Origin of the sequence: Cardinium endosymbiont of Philonthus spinipes (assembly GCF_964030745.1) — a bacterium.
Classification (GTDB): domain Bacteria; phylum Bacteroidota; class Bacteroidia; order Cytophagales; family Amoebophilaceae; genus Cardinium.
On record NZ_OZ034918.1, the window covers coordinates 1,063,739 to 1,077,584 of the forward strand.

General features: G+C 38.2%; 12 protein-coding genes and 3 tRNA genes. 10 read left to right on the plus strand and 5 right to left on the minus strand.

The annotated features are described in order from the left end of the window. The first annotated feature begins 43 nt into the window (after positions 1-43). Complete coding sequence (dut, locus tag AAHM81_RS04525) at positions 44-478, plus strand: dUTP diphosphatase (RefSeq protein ID WP_342265307.1); 435 nt, start codon at positions 44-46, stop codon at positions 476-478. Here dut and dusB read toward each other — a convergent pair. Further along, positions 475-1,452, minus strand: a complete 978-nt coding sequence (gene dusB / locus AAHM81_RS04530; RefSeq protein ID WP_342265308.1) for a tRNA dihydrouridine synthase DusB — start codon at positions 1,450-1,452, stop codon at positions 475-477. The two genes, dut and dusB, sit on opposite strands and share 4 nt — an antisense overlap. Before the next feature lie 342 nt (positions 1,453-1,794). Between dusB and AAHM81_RS04535 the strand changes: the two genes are divergently transcribed. The 6 genes from AAHM81_RS04535 to AAHM81_RS04560 all read left to right on the plus strand — a co-directional run bounded on the left by AAHM81_RS04535 (position 1,795) and on the right by AAHM81_RS04560 (position 6,057). Continuing rightward, positions 1,795-1,868, plus strand: a tRNA-Ile gene (locus AAHM81_RS04535). A gap of 105 nt (positions 1,869-1,973) precedes the next feature. Beyond that, positions 1,974-3,692 carry a signal peptide peptidase SppA gene (sppA, locus tag AAHM81_RS04540; protein ID WP_342265309.1) on the plus strand — a complete coding sequence of 573 codons (1,719 nt, stop codon included), beginning with the start codon at positions 1,974-1,976 and terminating at the stop codon, positions 3,690-3,692. 165 nt (positions 3,693-3,857) lie between these two features. Continuing rightward, positions 3,858-3,939, plus strand: a tRNA-Leu gene (locus AAHM81_RS04545). Positions 3,940-3,992: 53 nt separating this feature from the next. Further along, positions 3,993-5,330 carry a trigger factor gene (locus AAHM81_RS04550; RefSeq protein ID WP_342265310.1) on the plus strand — a complete coding sequence of 446 codons (1,338 nt, stop codon included), beginning with the start codon at positions 3,993-3,995 and terminating at the stop codon, positions 5,328-5,330. Beyond that, positions 5,314-5,478 (plus strand): hypothetical protein, encoded by a 165-nt coding sequence (locus AAHM81_RS04555; protein ID WP_342265311.1) that lies wholly within the window; start codon positions 5,314-5,316, stop codon positions 5,476-5,478. Before AAHM81_RS04550 ends, AAHM81_RS04555 begins: the two co-directional genes overlap by 17 nt. Positions 5,479-5,649: 171 nt before the next feature. Beyond that, positions 5,650-6,057 (plus strand): hypothetical protein, encoded by a 408-nt coding sequence (locus AAHM81_RS04560; RefSeq protein ID WP_342265312.1) that lies wholly within the window; start codon positions 5,650-5,652, stop codon positions 6,055-6,057. A 26-nt stretch (positions 6,058-6,083) separates the two neighbouring features. Here the strand turns inward: AAHM81_RS04560 and AAHM81_RS04565 are convergent, their stop codons facing one another. From AAHM81_RS04565 to AAHM81_RS04580, 4 genes are all read right to left on the minus strand, one after another. Beyond that, positions 6,084-7,793 carry an SET domain-containing protein-lysine N-methyltransferase gene (locus AAHM81_RS04565; RefSeq protein ID WP_342265313.1) on the minus strand — a complete coding sequence of 570 codons (1,710 nt, stop codon included), beginning with the start codon at positions 7,791-7,793 and terminating at the stop codon, positions 6,084-6,086. 78 nt (positions 7,794-7,871) lie between these two features. Beyond that, complete coding sequence (locus AAHM81_RS04570; protein WP_342265314.1) at positions 7,872-9,092, minus strand: hypothetical protein; 1,221 nt, start codon at positions 9,090-9,092, stop codon at positions 7,872-7,874. Positions 9,093-9,625: 533 nt separating this feature from the next. Beyond that, a tRNA-Ser gene (locus AAHM81_RS04575) sits at positions 9,626-9,712 on the minus strand. Positions 9,713-9,833: 121 nt separating this feature from the next. Beyond that, positions 9,834-10,445: a DUF502 domain-containing protein gene (locus AAHM81_RS04580; RefSeq protein WP_342265315.1), complete on the minus strand. Its 612-nt coding sequence runs from the start codon at positions 10,443-10,445 to the stop codon at positions 9,834-9,836. Positions 10,446-11,075: 630 nt separating this feature from the next. Here AAHM81_RS04580 and AAHM81_RS04585 point away from each other — a divergent pair. The 3 genes from AAHM81_RS04585 (at position 11,076) to AAHM81_RS04595 (ending at position 13,844) form a co-directional block, all read left to right on the plus strand. Next, on the plus strand, positions 11,076-11,735 hold the full coding sequence (locus AAHM81_RS04585) for a metal-dependent transcriptional regulator (RefSeq protein ID WP_342265316.1): 660 nt from the start codon (positions 11,076-11,078) through the stop codon (positions 11,733-11,735). A 9-nt stretch (positions 11,736-11,744) separates the two neighbouring features. Continuing rightward, the gene (locus AAHM81_RS04590; RefSeq protein WP_342265317.1) at positions 11,745-12,677 is read left to right on the plus strand and encodes a metal ABC transporter solute-binding protein, Zn/Mn family; all 933 of its coding nucleotides are present in this window, start codon (positions 11,745-11,747) and stop codon (positions 12,675-12,677) included. 297 nt (positions 12,678-12,974) lie between these two features. After that, positions 12,975-13,844, plus strand: a complete 870-nt coding sequence (locus AAHM81_RS04595) for a metal ABC transporter solute-binding protein, Zn/Mn family (protein ID WP_342265318.1) — start codon at positions 12,975-12,977, stop codon at positions 13,842-13,844. The last annotated feature ends 2 nt before the right edge of the window (positions 13,845-13,846 follow it).

Genomic DNA, 13,846 nt, shown 5'->3' on the forward strand with positions numbered 1-13,846 from the left:
AAGCCCTGTGCAAAAAGTAACATTTTATAAATGATTTATATATATGGAAGTTCAAATTATAAACCAATCACACCACCCACTGCCTGCTTATGCTACATTGGGGGCTAGCGGTATGGATTTGCGTGCTTTTACGCCTAATCCTATTTCGTTGGCTGCTGGCCAGAGGCTACTCATTGCTACCGGTATCTCTATTGCTTTACCAGAGGGATATGAGGCACAAGTAAGACCACGTAGCGGCTTGGCATTGCATCATGGAATTACAGTATTAAATAGCCCTGGAACCGTTGATGCAGATTATAGAGGAGAAATAAAAGTATTACTTATCAACCTCTCTGATCAATCCTTTGTAGTGCACGATGGGGATAGAATTGCACAGCTGGTTGTCGCTAAATATGCATCGGTTTGCTGGAAGGTAGTACCGGTTTTAGACCAAACGGCTAGGGGAGTGGGAGGGCATGGTAGTACTGGCAAAAACTAGCCCTCGTTTTGCATGATTTCATCTAAAAGATCGCATATGGCTGTATAGGAAGTAGCCGTTACCAAGCTGGATCGGTATGCTTTTATGCCCACTATACCTCTAAAGTAATTGGTATAGTGGCGCCTCATTTCTAGTATGCCTGTTCGTTCGCCTTTCCATTGTATGGCATGCACCAAATGTTTTTTGACCGTTTCAATCCTTTCTGTTAGGGTAGGAGGGGGCAGTAGGTTGCCTGTTGCATGATAGTGTTTGATCTCTCGGAAAATCCAAGGATAACCAATGCTGGCACGGCCAACCATAATGCCATCCACTCCATATTTATTTTTATAGGCAATGGCCTTAGCAGGGCTGTCGATGTCTCCATTTCCAAAAATGGGAATGTGAATACTGGGATCTGCTTTTACCGAGGCAATATAGCTCCAGTCTGCTGACCCTTTATACATTTGTTGCCGGGTTCTTCCATGAATGGTTACGGCCTGCACCCCAACATCTTGAAGCCGTTGCACTACTTCTAAAATTTTAATAGAGTTATGGTCCCATCCTAAGCGTGTTTTGACCGTAACAGGAATGGAGACTTGTTTGACAATTTCTCCAGCCATAGCCTGCATTTTAGGAAGATCTAGTAAAATACCAGCACCTGCCCCTTTGCAAGCAACCTGCTTAACAGGACAACCATAGTTGATATCCAATAAAGTGGGTTGCGCGCTTTCTACAATAGTCGCTGCTTCTCGCATCACCTCTATTACATCGCCAAATATTTGTATCCCAATGGGGCGCTCCTCTTCATATATTTCTAATTTTTTTACGCTTTTGGTAGCATCCCTAATCAACCCTTCTGAAGAAATAAACTCTGTATACATTAGATCTGCACCATGTGCTTTGCATATAGCACGAAAAGGAGGATCGCTCACATCTTCCATGGGCGCCAATAAAAGTGGAAAATCACCCAATACACAATCTCCAATTTGTAACATACAATAAATATGAAATTTCTAGGTTGCTGAATTAGTCGCTACAAATCTACACTTAAAGTTAGAATTTCCTATGGATGAAAAGATTGTTCCGCATTGCTTATGATCTTAAAGTGGATCAAAATAAAGATTTCTTGCAGCTATTTGTTGGGTATATACAGAATATATGCGTAATTTAGCTGTGTTAAACAGCCTAACTGTTTTGCAGTCGATAAGCAGCCTGTTTGCTATGGAGTAGTAGCCTTTCCCATGCAAATGGTGGTGGCAGTGGTTTGCTAGCTTAATAAATATATTTTTTTACTCCGTGTTAATATGGCAGGTAGTCATAGAAAGTTATAGATTTTAGGGCCTGTAGCTCAGCTGGTTAGAGCGCTACACTGATAATGTAGAGGTCCGCGGTTCAAGTCCGCGCAGGCCCACGCCCACCCAAGTACAAATCATATCTTTAAAAAAGAAGATAAAAAACTTTCCTTGTTGGTTTTGGGAGTATACGTTATTACATCGTCCATCTTTTTATAATCAAAATGAAAATAAAGTATTTTATTAAGCAGGTGTTGACCATTGCTGTGGGTTTTTTTATCGCTTTATTAGCTTTGTGCTTTATAGTTATTTTTGGAATCCTAAAATTAACCACTAATGATGCTAGACAAGTAGAAAGCAACTCAGTGGTAACATTTAATATGGGGGGGCGTTTGGTTGAGTGGATGCCCGTTTCTTTGTTTGGCTCCCAGAAAGGTGTCATAGATTTTAAGGTAGCTAAAAGAGCTATTCAGCAAGCAGCCAAGGATAGTCGTATTTCTGCTATCTATTTAGATTGCTCTTATCTGGATGCCGGATGGGCTTCCTTAGAGGAAATTAGAGAGGCTTTGTTGGCCTTTAAGCAACAGGGTAAAACCATCATTGCATATGGAGATGGATATACGCAAAAGTCTTATTATTTGGCTTCTGTGGCAGATGAAATTATACTAAATCCTAGTGGATTCCTAGCATTCCAAGGTTTTGCTGTAACAGTTAACTTTTATACAAAATTTTTTGAAAATGTTTCTGTAAAGCCAGTCATATTTCGTATTGGAGCGTGTAAGGATGCAGTGGAGCCTTATTGTTTGACCAAAATGAGTGAGGAAAGCAGTGCGCAAAGAAAAGTATGTCTTGAGTCGCTTTATGCACACTTTTTAACTAAAATAGGTGGTGCTAGAAATATAGAGGTCTCGGCATTGCAAACTTATGCTCGTAATCTTTCAGCTGTACTGCCTAATGATGCCCTTGGTGCTGGTTTGATTACCAGGATAGGCTATGCATCAGATGCTAAAAAACTGTTAAAGGAAAAGTTAAAATCACCTGCTTTTATCAATCATAAGGAATATAGTGTTGTAGAAACCCCACCTGATTCGTTGGATAAAATTGCTGTTCTAGTTGCTGAAGGGGCGATCATCGATGGGTCCAGTAGTGCTGGTTATGTTGGCGCCCATGAATTTGTTAAAACACTAAAGGCTATTCAAGAAGATAATGCCATAAAGGCACTCGTATTGCGTATTAATTCACCAGGGGGTAGTGTAGTCGCTTCAGATATTATCTGGAAGGCTATAGAAGAGCTTAAGTCGGTTAAGCCAGTTGTGGCTTCTATGTCTAACGTGGCTGCTTCTGGAGGCTATTATATTGCTGCTCCTTGCCACTATATTTTTGCACAGCCCACTACCATTACAGGTTCGATTGGTATTTATGGTCTACTATTTGATTTCACTGAACTAATGCATAAAATAGGCATTCATAGTGATGTGGTTAAAACAGCTCCTTCTGCTGATTGCCTAGCGCCCAGGGTAGCGCTTTCTGAGTTGGAGTCTAATTTGATGTGTAAATTATTACAGTCAAGTTATGCGGATTTTTTGCGTAAGGTTGCTAATGGACGTGGGCTCGACTTGGCCTGTGTAGAAAAATTGGCTGGTGGTAGGGTATATACGGGTGTAGCAGCGAAAAGTAACGGCCTAGTAGATGAATTAGGTGGGCTGGACGCAGCTATTGTTAAAGCTGCTGCTTTAGCAAAGCTAACCCAAAAGTATGGTATTTGTTATTTGCCTCGTCCTAAAACAAAGTTGGAACAGTTGCGAAGCTATGCCCATAATGGTGTCAAAATGGAGCTATTGGATGGCTTGGCACAAGCATATCCTATATTGAATCATTATCGCACCCTATCTAAACCCTATGCGGTACAAGCAATGCTACCCTATGCAATGGATACGAATTAAGACGAACTGATTTCTCGGCTGAAGTACATGTTGATGGCTTCTCTTAAAAGGGTAGCCCAGTAGCTGCTTCTTGATCAGCATAGCTCAGTAGGTTTGAGTTATTTGTTTGAGAAGCTTGTTTTTTCTATTTTTGTAGAGGAGTCATTTCTTGTCTCCTATTTTCCTGCGGATGTGGCGGAATCGGTAGACGCGCTAGACTTAGGATCTAGTACCGTGAGGTGTGGGGGTTCGAGTCCCTTCATCCGTACTTTTATGTATATTTTTTAAGCATTCGCTTTTATCTTTTAAACCTGTTTTACCTTGGATATTCAGTTTAATAAGATTAATCCTAATCATGGGATTATTTCCATTACGTTAGATGAACCTGATTATAAGCCATTTGTTGAGAAGCAGCTCAAGCATTATGCTCAGAATGTTCGTTTAAAAGGGTTCAGACTGGGAGGTGTCCCTACAGATCTTATTAAAAAGATGTATGGCGCTTCTATTCTTGCTGAGGCATTGCATAAGGTGGCTGTAACTTCTTTAAATGATTATATTGCCAAAGAGCGTATTCCTATTTTTATAGAGCCGCTTTGTACAACCCCTTCGCATGAAATGGATCTTAAGCGTCAGCATGCTTTTACCTTTTCTTATGAAGTTGGGTTAATGGCAGAACAGCCCATTGCATTAGGCCCTAATATTGCTATTACAGAATTTGAAATAGATGGCGTTGGCCCTAAACTAGTGGATGAATTTTTGCAAGGCTTACAGATTGTTCATGGTCAAGCCATTCATCTTGAGGAGAGTACATCGGAGGCTATGTTGTATGGAACGCTTACAGATAGCAAAGGGGAGGTTGGTCTGGATATCCGTATTTCTATAATGCATATTCCGGAGCATTTCAGGGAAGTATTTCTAGGCCTTCGTGTGGGGCAGCAGGTAACTGTAACAGAAGAGATGTTAGCGCATCACTTTTCTGCCCTTTTAGGTGTAGGCTTTACTGCCTTTACTGCCTTTAAAAGGCATAACGCTGCTTGGCCAGCTGTTTTTACAGTTACTAGCATTGTTCGTGTTGTGCCAGCGTCTATTGAGCCTGCACTTTTCGATATTGTATTAGGAGAAGGGGTTGCTGGGACTGAAAATGAATTTAGAGAAGCTATTGCTAAAATTATCTTATTTGATAAACGGATGGAAGCACGTTATGCATTCTATGAGGACCTACGGGCGGAGCTTTGTAAGCATAATGTAGTGGACCTTCCAGAGACCTTTCTTAAAAGATGGCTTCTTATGAATAATCCAAAGGCAACTCCAAACGAGGTGGAAGCCTACTATCGCACACATGAAGAAAACTTAAAATGGGAAATCCTGTTAGGTAGTATCGTGCGTCAAAATGATTTAGCAGTAACCCCATCAGATGTAGTAGATGAAACCAAGCGTGCTTATGTTGATTATGCTACTAATAATGGTTTGGAGGTAGAAGCTAGTGATCCTGCCCTTCATGCAGGTACCCTCTCTTTTCTACAGGGACAAGAAGGCAGCCAATACTATTCTAAATTGCATAATCGCTTGAGTAGGGATAGGGCTATCCATTTTATCAAAGAACAAATAACTGTAGTGACTGAAACGGTTTCTGCTGAGGTATTTGATACAAGAAGGTAGCCAGCTTGCTGGTAGGGGTTGGTTTATCTATTATGGCTACCTTTTTCTGCAAAAGCAAGTGGCTAATCCATTACCAGCCGCCGCGTCTCCTTTGATAAAAAAATGGCGCTCTGGTAAAACACTAACACCTGAGCGATATGTTTTTTAGCCCCCCCCCACACCGCGGGTTATACCCAACAGTGTGGGTTATACTCAAAAAAGAAACGTATCTATTCACGTCACTGGTTAATAATGAATTGTATTCCACTTTTTTCTTGATAAAAAAGTGGACAAAAAATCAAGCCCTCGGTAAAAAGTTGGGGGACCTCACCCCTTACAGATGGAAAAACAGAAGTCGCCCGCTGCGCGGGCTTCAAAGGAATCTGTTTTTCCTAATCATCTGCAAGGGATGAGGCCTATTTCCCCACTTTTTACAGGGGCATTTTTCTACTATGGACATAGCGTTAAACGCATACGCTACGTTTGGCTGAAAAAACAAGTGGCTAGTCCATTACCAGCCCCCGCGTCTCCTTCGATAAAAAAATGGCGCTCTAGTAAAACACTAACCCCTGAGCGATATCTTTTTCAGCGGGAAAATCGTCTGTTTGAAGCCCGCTTGCGGGCTGAGTTCACGATTTTCCCGCTGAAAAAGATATCGATTCAGCTATTTACTATCGGGCCAGACTTTTTATCGAAGGAGATAAGGCGGCCAGCCAGAGGCGTGAATGGATACAAAGAAACTTCATAGAATATATGAATGAAGTTTCTTAGAAGCTATTTACTTATCGGGCCAGACTGTTTATCGAAGGAGATAAGGGGCGGATCCACAGGCGTGAATAGATAAGTATATTTGTTCAATGCATCCAATCCAACGGATGGATGCCAGTCAATTGAGTAATAATCTTGAGATGGTTTCCCTATAGCTGCTTCGCCTGGCAGTTTGTATATACGATAATCTATTGTGTTGGCATCATCAATTTTTCTGCATTCTATCATTCTATCTTTACCTTCTAATGCACTAAAGCACGGTGTTTCTATATATTCTACTAATTTTTGATATAAGTCAGGGTTGTGTTTGTTAAACAATTTCAGTACCATTATACTGTTGCTTTGCCCTACGTAATGTTTTTTTTGCGCTAAGCAAGACCTATAGGCATTGGCATCTGGATTAGACACATCATCATTACCATTATGATCAGACCAGTATAGTTGACCATAATCCAATAACAGTTCTGTGTTAGCTGGAATATCCTGCGTTGCAGAAAACAATATAAATGGTGTCACCCCATCATAACTATTCCATAAGGCTAACACATTGGGTTTATTGGCTTGATGATCATTAGATTGAGCATCATAAGTCTGATTGGCATTAATCTTGGCTAAGATATTCCCTCTTCCGCATGCACTCAGATAGAGTGGGACAGATGTATCAAGGTCGATACCAAAACTATAACTATTTAGTTTATTTACCCCATAAATGCCTTTTGTAGCTAAATAAGCAAACTCAATTGCATGATCGATAGGGTCTTCCTCACATAGCAATATACCGGTATAAATACCTAGTATAGTACCTTTGGTTATCTTTTTTTTAGCTACTACTTTATCTTGTCCATGCAAACTTTTCCTAGGGTCATCATTAGAGACTCTTTGTACTTCCAAAAGACTATCCTCTACATGGTTACCTTTAGCATAGCAATCTGTTAAAAACTTCTTGAATTGTCTATGTTCGCTTGGGTCATTAATAGATGGTTGTTTTCTCAAATCTCCTATAGCTTTTAGCAGCTTACTTGCCTTGCTACTTACCAAAATTTCATCATTTTTATTGATTACATCTGGGGTGGTATAGATAGCAGCAGAAACCTTTTTTATGGTGTCAAGATATTTGTCGTTGGTTAGTATGTTGATTACATCGTTTAATGCATCAAATGCTTTCATACCTGATCCTCTTACCAGGGCAGATAAATGACCACACTGAATACCTTGTGCTTGTAATGTTTCAAGCTTAGAGAAGCTCTCTTTATTGGTTAGCTTATTGATTAACTGCTCAAATGCTTCAGGGGATTTATGACCAGCGCCATTTACCATACTGGATAGATTGCTTACTTCAAAGCCTAAGTCTTTTAATTTTTTAAGATTGTCCCGTATATTCTCATCGCTTAGCTTATGAATTAACGCTTCAAACGCTTCAGCGGATTTGCTACCAGCGCCATTTACTATACTGGATAGATTGCTTGGTTCAAACCCTAAGTCTTTTAATTTTTTAAGATTGGTCAGAGTTTCCGGATTGGTTAGCTTATTGATTAACGCTTCAAATGTTTCAGCGGATTTTTTACCAGCGCTATTTAACATACTGGATAGATTGCTTACTTCAAACCCTAAGTCTTTTAATTTTTTAAGATTGGTCCAGTAGTATTCCTGATCGCTTAGCTTATGAATTAACACTTCAAACGCTTCAGCGGATTTGCTACCAGCGCCATTTACCATACTGGATAGATTGCTTACTTCAAACCCTAATTCTTTTAACTTTTTAAGATTGGTCAGCAGTATTCCTGATCGGTTAGCTTATTGATTAACTGCTGCAAATACTTCAGCGGATTTGTTACCAGTGCCATGTACCATACTGGATAGATTTCTTACTTCAAAGCCTAATTCTTTTAAAATTTCAAGCTTGTCCAGATTTTTCTGATCGGTTAGCTTATGGATTAACTGCTGCAAATGCTTCAGCGGATTTATGACGCAGAGTGACTGTACCATACTGGATAGATTGCTTGGTTCAAAGCCTAATTCTTTTAACATTTCAAGCTTGTCCCGATTTTTCGGATTGGTTAGCGTATTGATTAACGCTTCAAATGCTTCAGCGGATTTATGACCAGATCCACTTACCATACTGGATAGATTGCTTGGTTCAAAGCCTAATGCTTTTAACTTTTTAAGCTTTTTCCGATTTTTCTGATTGGTTAGCGTATTGATTAACGCTTCAAATGCTTCAGCGGATTTATGACCAGATCCACCTAACATATTGGATATATTGCTCAGCTTAATACCATGTTGCAATATCTTCTGTAGTTCAGGTGTTAGTGCATACCCGGACGGCTCATATTTTACCAAAATTTTATTCAGGAAATCACCATAGCAGTCTAGATCCGTGCATTGTTTGCATATACTACTGGTGAACGTAGAGGGCACCTTCAATTTGCGCAAAGCAATAAGTTGGGCTACTATTTTTTTACATAATTGGCTATTTGGCGCACTATTGATTTCCAGTTTTAACCATTTAAAAAATTTTGTATTGGGAAAACTGTCTAACCACTCTTTTGTATCCTTGTCTGGAGTACTATGGAGGCTAGTATCATTGTTGATTGTATGTTTTAATCTGTTTTTTATTGTACTGTCTTGAATAGATATATTTTGACTTTTATTCAAATTAGCTGGAGCAACCACCTCCGTACCAGTAGCGGTAACATGATTATTGCGTATGCTTGATGATATTTGAACAGTTGCGCTTTCTTTATTGAGGATTAGATCAGGCGGTAGTGGATACTCAGATGGTTTCCTTTTTTTATTTTGGCTTGATCCCTCTTCGCCCGAAGAAAAATTTTGTAGCGCTACTCTAGCTCGTTTGCCAGCAGGGAGATTTGATGCTGCTTTATTGCTTATTTGCTGATCCAATATATAACTTGTTCGGAATATGTTTAAAGTCTTTTTTGTTTGATTTCCAGTGCAAGAAAAAATAAAAACTAAGGCGGATTTATATAATATCCAAAATAGGACGATTAAGGTCATGGGTATGTAAAATGACGAAATGTATTGTTGTAGTGTTAAAAAATTAATATATACAAGGTTTTTGAATTATACAATAGGATTCTTGCAGACTACAATAGAAAACAGGGGAGGAAGGGTGATTTTACTAGGCTTGCATTGACAAAAAACTTGATTTGACACAAAAAACATTTAAAGAAGCAATTAAATTAGCTAAAAAACAAAGTAAGGAATTAGGCAAAAAATAGGGCGAAAAAATAGGCATCCAAATAGGAAAGGAGAAAAGAAACTTCATAGAATATAGAATAAAGTTTCTTAGAAGCGGATTAGAAAATCGCCTGTTTAAAGCACGCGCAGCGGGCTGAGTTCAGGATTTTCCCGCTAAAAAACATATCGATTCAGCTATTTACTATCGGGCCAGGCTTTTTATCGAAGGAGACAAGGGGTCAAGCCAGAGGCGTGCATAGATACGATAAATGAACCATAATAGTTATCAAAGGTACTAGATGGATAAATACGTATGTGCAGTTTAACCATTCCACTTATCCAATTTATAGAGGAGGGTGAGGGATTCGAACCCTCGGTACCGTTAAAAGTACGACGGTTTTCAAGACCGTTGCATTAAACCACTCTGCCAACCCTCCCAAAATAAAAAAGCAACTGAGATCTACATGAACCCCAGCAGTATGGCAATATTACGAAAAAAATAGGCCCCATAAAAGGTTCCTTAAAACGACCACCTTAGTTTTCATGATGCTTGCGTTATTATAACGTTGCATCTAAATCTGGAGCGTCTTCTTTAGTATTAGGATTTTTTAGCGGCGTCAACCCTCCAGAAAAATTAAACTTCATCACTTCAGATCCAGGCAAATGCAAAGGCGTAATCAGCTCTGGGGGAACAACAATAAGGATGCCAGCTAAATCATAAGCATTAGGCAGGTAAACTGCTACATGATTAGGCATGGAAAGCACTTCTAAAGACTCTTTTGTAATAAACCCTATCCTATAGACCTGGGTGGTTTTATTCGTTAGCACCATAACAGGCTTATTAAACTTTCCCTTACTGCTTACAAAGGTTGAAGTAAAATCTTTCAAATAAGAATAGAGTGCACGAATAAATGGTACTTTTTTAATGAGCCCTTCAGTAAATCCAAATACCGACTTAACCAACAAAGTAGTCCCTATATAGCCCAATAACGTTATAGAAGCCACTACAATAAACATACCTAAACCTGGAATGCTAAGGCTAACAAATCCATCTATTTTAAATAGTATGAATGAAATTAAATAGAGTGTCCCCCCTAGTGGAAGAATCAATAATAGCCCCCTAAAAAAGTAAAGTATAAGCCGGTTAATAAGTGGCTGTTTTGTATGCATGATTTTAACATTGTAAATGTAAAGCAGCCTAATCCTGAAGCATTTAACCCCAATTTTAAGAAAAAAGATGATACTATACAATAGTAATTTGACCATCTTTTTGAAACCCTATATATTAAAGTAAAAGATGTATAGTTATTTATATATGATTGATAATGAGTGCGTATTTATGAAGTTCCAAATTTTATTTGGCCTTATAATCAATTATAGCCATTTAAAGCAGGAGATATCTATCTATATTTTTTAAAGTTTTTGTTTAAAATATATGTATTTATTGCTGATTTTGATTTAAAATAACTCCAGTTATGAATAATATTTAGTCATGTTTGGTTTGGGTGTTTTGTAAATTTCAGTATAAAGAGTCCCATTATGATATGCTTGCTATTTTGTTCGTCTAAGCGTGTTATACAAAAGCAATCTGATGTATAAAAAGAGATGTTAAATAGAGCAGGTCGGTTTAAAAAATTATATTTTAATTGATTATTAGTTATAAATAATTATTTAGTCTTATCTAAATAATTATTTATGTCTATCTAAATATGAAGATGGTTCGGTCTGTAAATTAATGTTGTTTGTCGGTATTTAGATATGTCTAAATATTTATTTAACTTTAACTAAACTTAATTGGTTATGAAACGTACACATGCAGAGGAGAATTATTTAAAGGCCATTTATATGCTGTCGGAAAAGAAAGACGCATTGGTTGCAACTACTGCTATGGCAGAGTTTTTACATACCAGTGCTGCATCCATTACCGATATGATGCAGAAACTGCATAATAAAGGGCTAGTGATTTACCGAAAATATCAAGGTGTAACTTTGACAGAACTAGGAAAGCAATCTGCTATAAAGATTTTACGCAAACATTTGCTTTGGGAGGTTTTCTTAGTAGATAAACTAAAGTTTGGATGGAGTGAAATAGATGAGATAGCAGAGCAGCTAGAGCATATTGACTCTGATATACTGATAGATCGATTGGATAATTTTTTAGGTAACCCATATTGCAACCCTCATGGTATAGTGATTCCAAATGCTGATGGAAGCATTATAGCTAAGCCTAGGTTATTAATGACAAATCTATCTGAAGGCTCAAGCGGCATAATAAGTGCCATTCAAGATGATTCAGCACCATTTTTACAATATCTGGGCAAAAGAAACATTTATTTAGGAGCTAAAATAACGGTTGTTGAAAAAATTCAATTTGATGAATCTATGGATGTAACTATTGATAACCAGTATAAAATTAATATATCTCGTAAGATAACAGATAACATTTTAATCACCTTATAGGTATTTAGTATGCTAACTACTTTTATTAGATATCTTTTGCTTAATAAGCATAAGATTGTTTATTTGTTTTTTTGTTTGAGCCTATCTTCCTGTTCTGATGATACTAGGGGTGAATCATTTACTATTTTAACCACTACGGGCATGCTGGGAGATGCTGTTAAAAGCATTGTAAAAGACGATGCACGGGTAGTCAGCTTAATGGGTCCTGGTATAGACCCGCATACCTATCAAACTACTCAAAAAGATGTACAACAGCTTAAACATGCTGATATGATATTTTATAATGGTCTTGATTTAGAGGGAAAAATGAATAATCTACTAAAGAAAATGGCCCAAGAGAAATGGGTGTATCCGGTTAGCGATGCACTCGATACTACACAGCTATTATGCGATGGTACCATTGGCGTAGATCCCCATATCTGGTTTGATGTAAGGCTATGGAAACAGGTAGTTGCTTTTATCAGTCAAAAACTCCAAGAGGTAAGACCTGAGTCGGCGGCTTACTATCAACGTAATACATTGGCTTATATGGAAGTGCTAGAGCAATTGCATCAATCGATTGCTACCCAAATTCAATCCATTCCAAAAAAACAACGTGTATTGATCACTGCGCATGATGCTTTTGGGTACTTTGGCAAGGCGTATGATATAGAGGTAGTTGGTTTACAAGGAATTTCTACTGTATCTGAATGTGGGTTAAAAGATATTAACCGTATTGTAGCGCTTATTATAAAACGAAATATTAAAGCGGTGTTTTTTGAAACTTCTGTTTCAGATAAATCTATGCGGGCTGTGTTAGAGGGTTGTGCCCATTACGGACATAAGGTAGCGGTAGGAGGCTATCTCTATTCAGATGCACTGGGAGCACCCGATACTATAGAAGGAACCTATTGTGGTATGATCCGTGCTAATGCTATAACGATTGTTAATGCACTAAAATAACTATAGCATCTATAAGAGATGAAGCGTAAAGCGATAATAATATATCCCTACCCGTAGTAAAGTTATATAGAAAAAGTTAGCTTTGCATTGCTCTATTGTAAACTGAGACCTCATTCAAAACTCAATTGCGAATAGAAGTTTTGTGGTTTATGTTCCTCAAATAAAGACGCAGTAGTCTATAACGATAATGTATCAATAGGTGTATTAGTGTTCAATATAATGTTCTGTATGATAACCAAGTATACTAGATGCTTAGTATATACTTTGTATAAGGTTTTTTGTCTATTTTTTTGTTTGATGTTATCCTCTTGTTGGGATACTGCTTCCGATGAAAAATTTATTATTTTAACCACTACAGGTATCTTGGGAGATGCTATTAAAAACATTGTTAAAGAGCATGCACAGGTCGTTAGCCTGATGGGCCCTGGGATAGACCCTCATACCTATAAAACTACTCAAAAAGATGTACAACAGCTTGAACATGCCCATATGATATTTTATAATGGTCTTGATCTAGAGGGAAAAATGAATAATCTATTAAAGAACATTGCCCAAAAAAGGAAGGTATATGCAGCGAGTGATGCCCTTGATGCCACACAATTATTATGCGAGGATCATTTTCCTGTTGGCATAGACCCCCATATTTGGTTTGATGTAAAACTGTGGAAGCAGGTAGTTGGTTTTATCAGTCAAAAACTCCAAGAGGCAAGACCTGGATCAGCGGCTTACTATCAACGTAATACGTTGGCCTATATGGAAGCCCTGGAGCAATTGCATCAGTCGGTTACTGCCCAAATCCAATCCATTCCAAAGGAACAACGTGTATTGATCACTGCACATGATGCTTTTGGGTACTTTGGCAAGGCATACGATATAGAGGTGGTTGGTTTACAAGGTGTTTCTACTGTAGCTGAATGTGGGCTAAAAGATATTAAACGTATTATAGACCTTATTATAAAACGAAATATTAAAGCGGTTTTTTTTGAAGCCTCTGTTTCAGATAGATCTATGCGTGCTGTAGTAGAGGGTTGTGCCCACTATGGGTATGAGGTAGCAGTTGGGGGCTATCTCTATTCAGATGCATTGGGCGCACCTGATACTGTAGAAGGAACCTATTGTGGCATGGTATACGCTAATGCCACAACGATTGTTAATGCACTGAAATAGCA

What these genes read in the sequence shown, in the direction of transcription:
- dut (WP_342265307.1), top strand. Translation starts at nt 44, where the DNA reads ATGGAAGTTCAAATTATAAACCAATCACACCACCCACTGCCTGCTTAT.
- dusB (WP_342265308.1), bottom strand. Translation starts at nt 1,452, where the DNA reads ATGTTACAAATTGGAGATTGTGTATTGGGTGATTTTCCACTTTTATTG.
- sppA (WP_342265309.1), top strand. Translation starts at nt 1,974, where the DNA reads ATGAAAATAAAGTATTTTATTAAGCAGGTGTTGACCATTGCTGTGGGT.
- AAHM81_RS04560 (WP_342265312.1), top strand. Translation starts at nt 5,650, where the DNA reads ATGGAAAAACAGAAGTCGCCCGCTGCGCGGGCTTCAAAGGAATCTGTT.
- AAHM81_RS04565 (WP_342265313.1), bottom strand. Translation starts at nt 7,793, where the DNA reads ATGGTAAATGGCGCTGGTAGCAAATCCGCTGAAGCGTTTGAAGTGTTA.
- AAHM81_RS04570 (WP_342265314.1), bottom strand. Translation starts at nt 9,092, where the DNA reads ATGACCTTAATCGTCCTATTTTGGATATTATATAAATCCGCCTTAGTT.
- AAHM81_RS04580 (WP_342265315.1), bottom strand. Translation starts at nt 10,445, where the DNA reads ATGCATACAAAACAGCCACTTATTAACCGGCTTATACTTTACTTTTTT.
- AAHM81_RS04585 (WP_342265316.1), top strand. Translation starts at nt 11,076, where the DNA reads ATGAAACGTACACATGCAGAGGAGAATTATTTAAAGGCCATTTATATG.
- AAHM81_RS04590 (WP_342265317.1), top strand. Translation starts at nt 11,745, where the DNA reads ATGCTAACTACTTTTATTAGATATCTTTTGCTTAATAAGCATAAGATT.
- AAHM81_RS04595 (WP_342265318.1), top strand. Translation starts at nt 12,975, where the DNA reads ATGTTATCCTCTTGTTGGGATACTGCTTCCGATGAAAAATTTATTATT.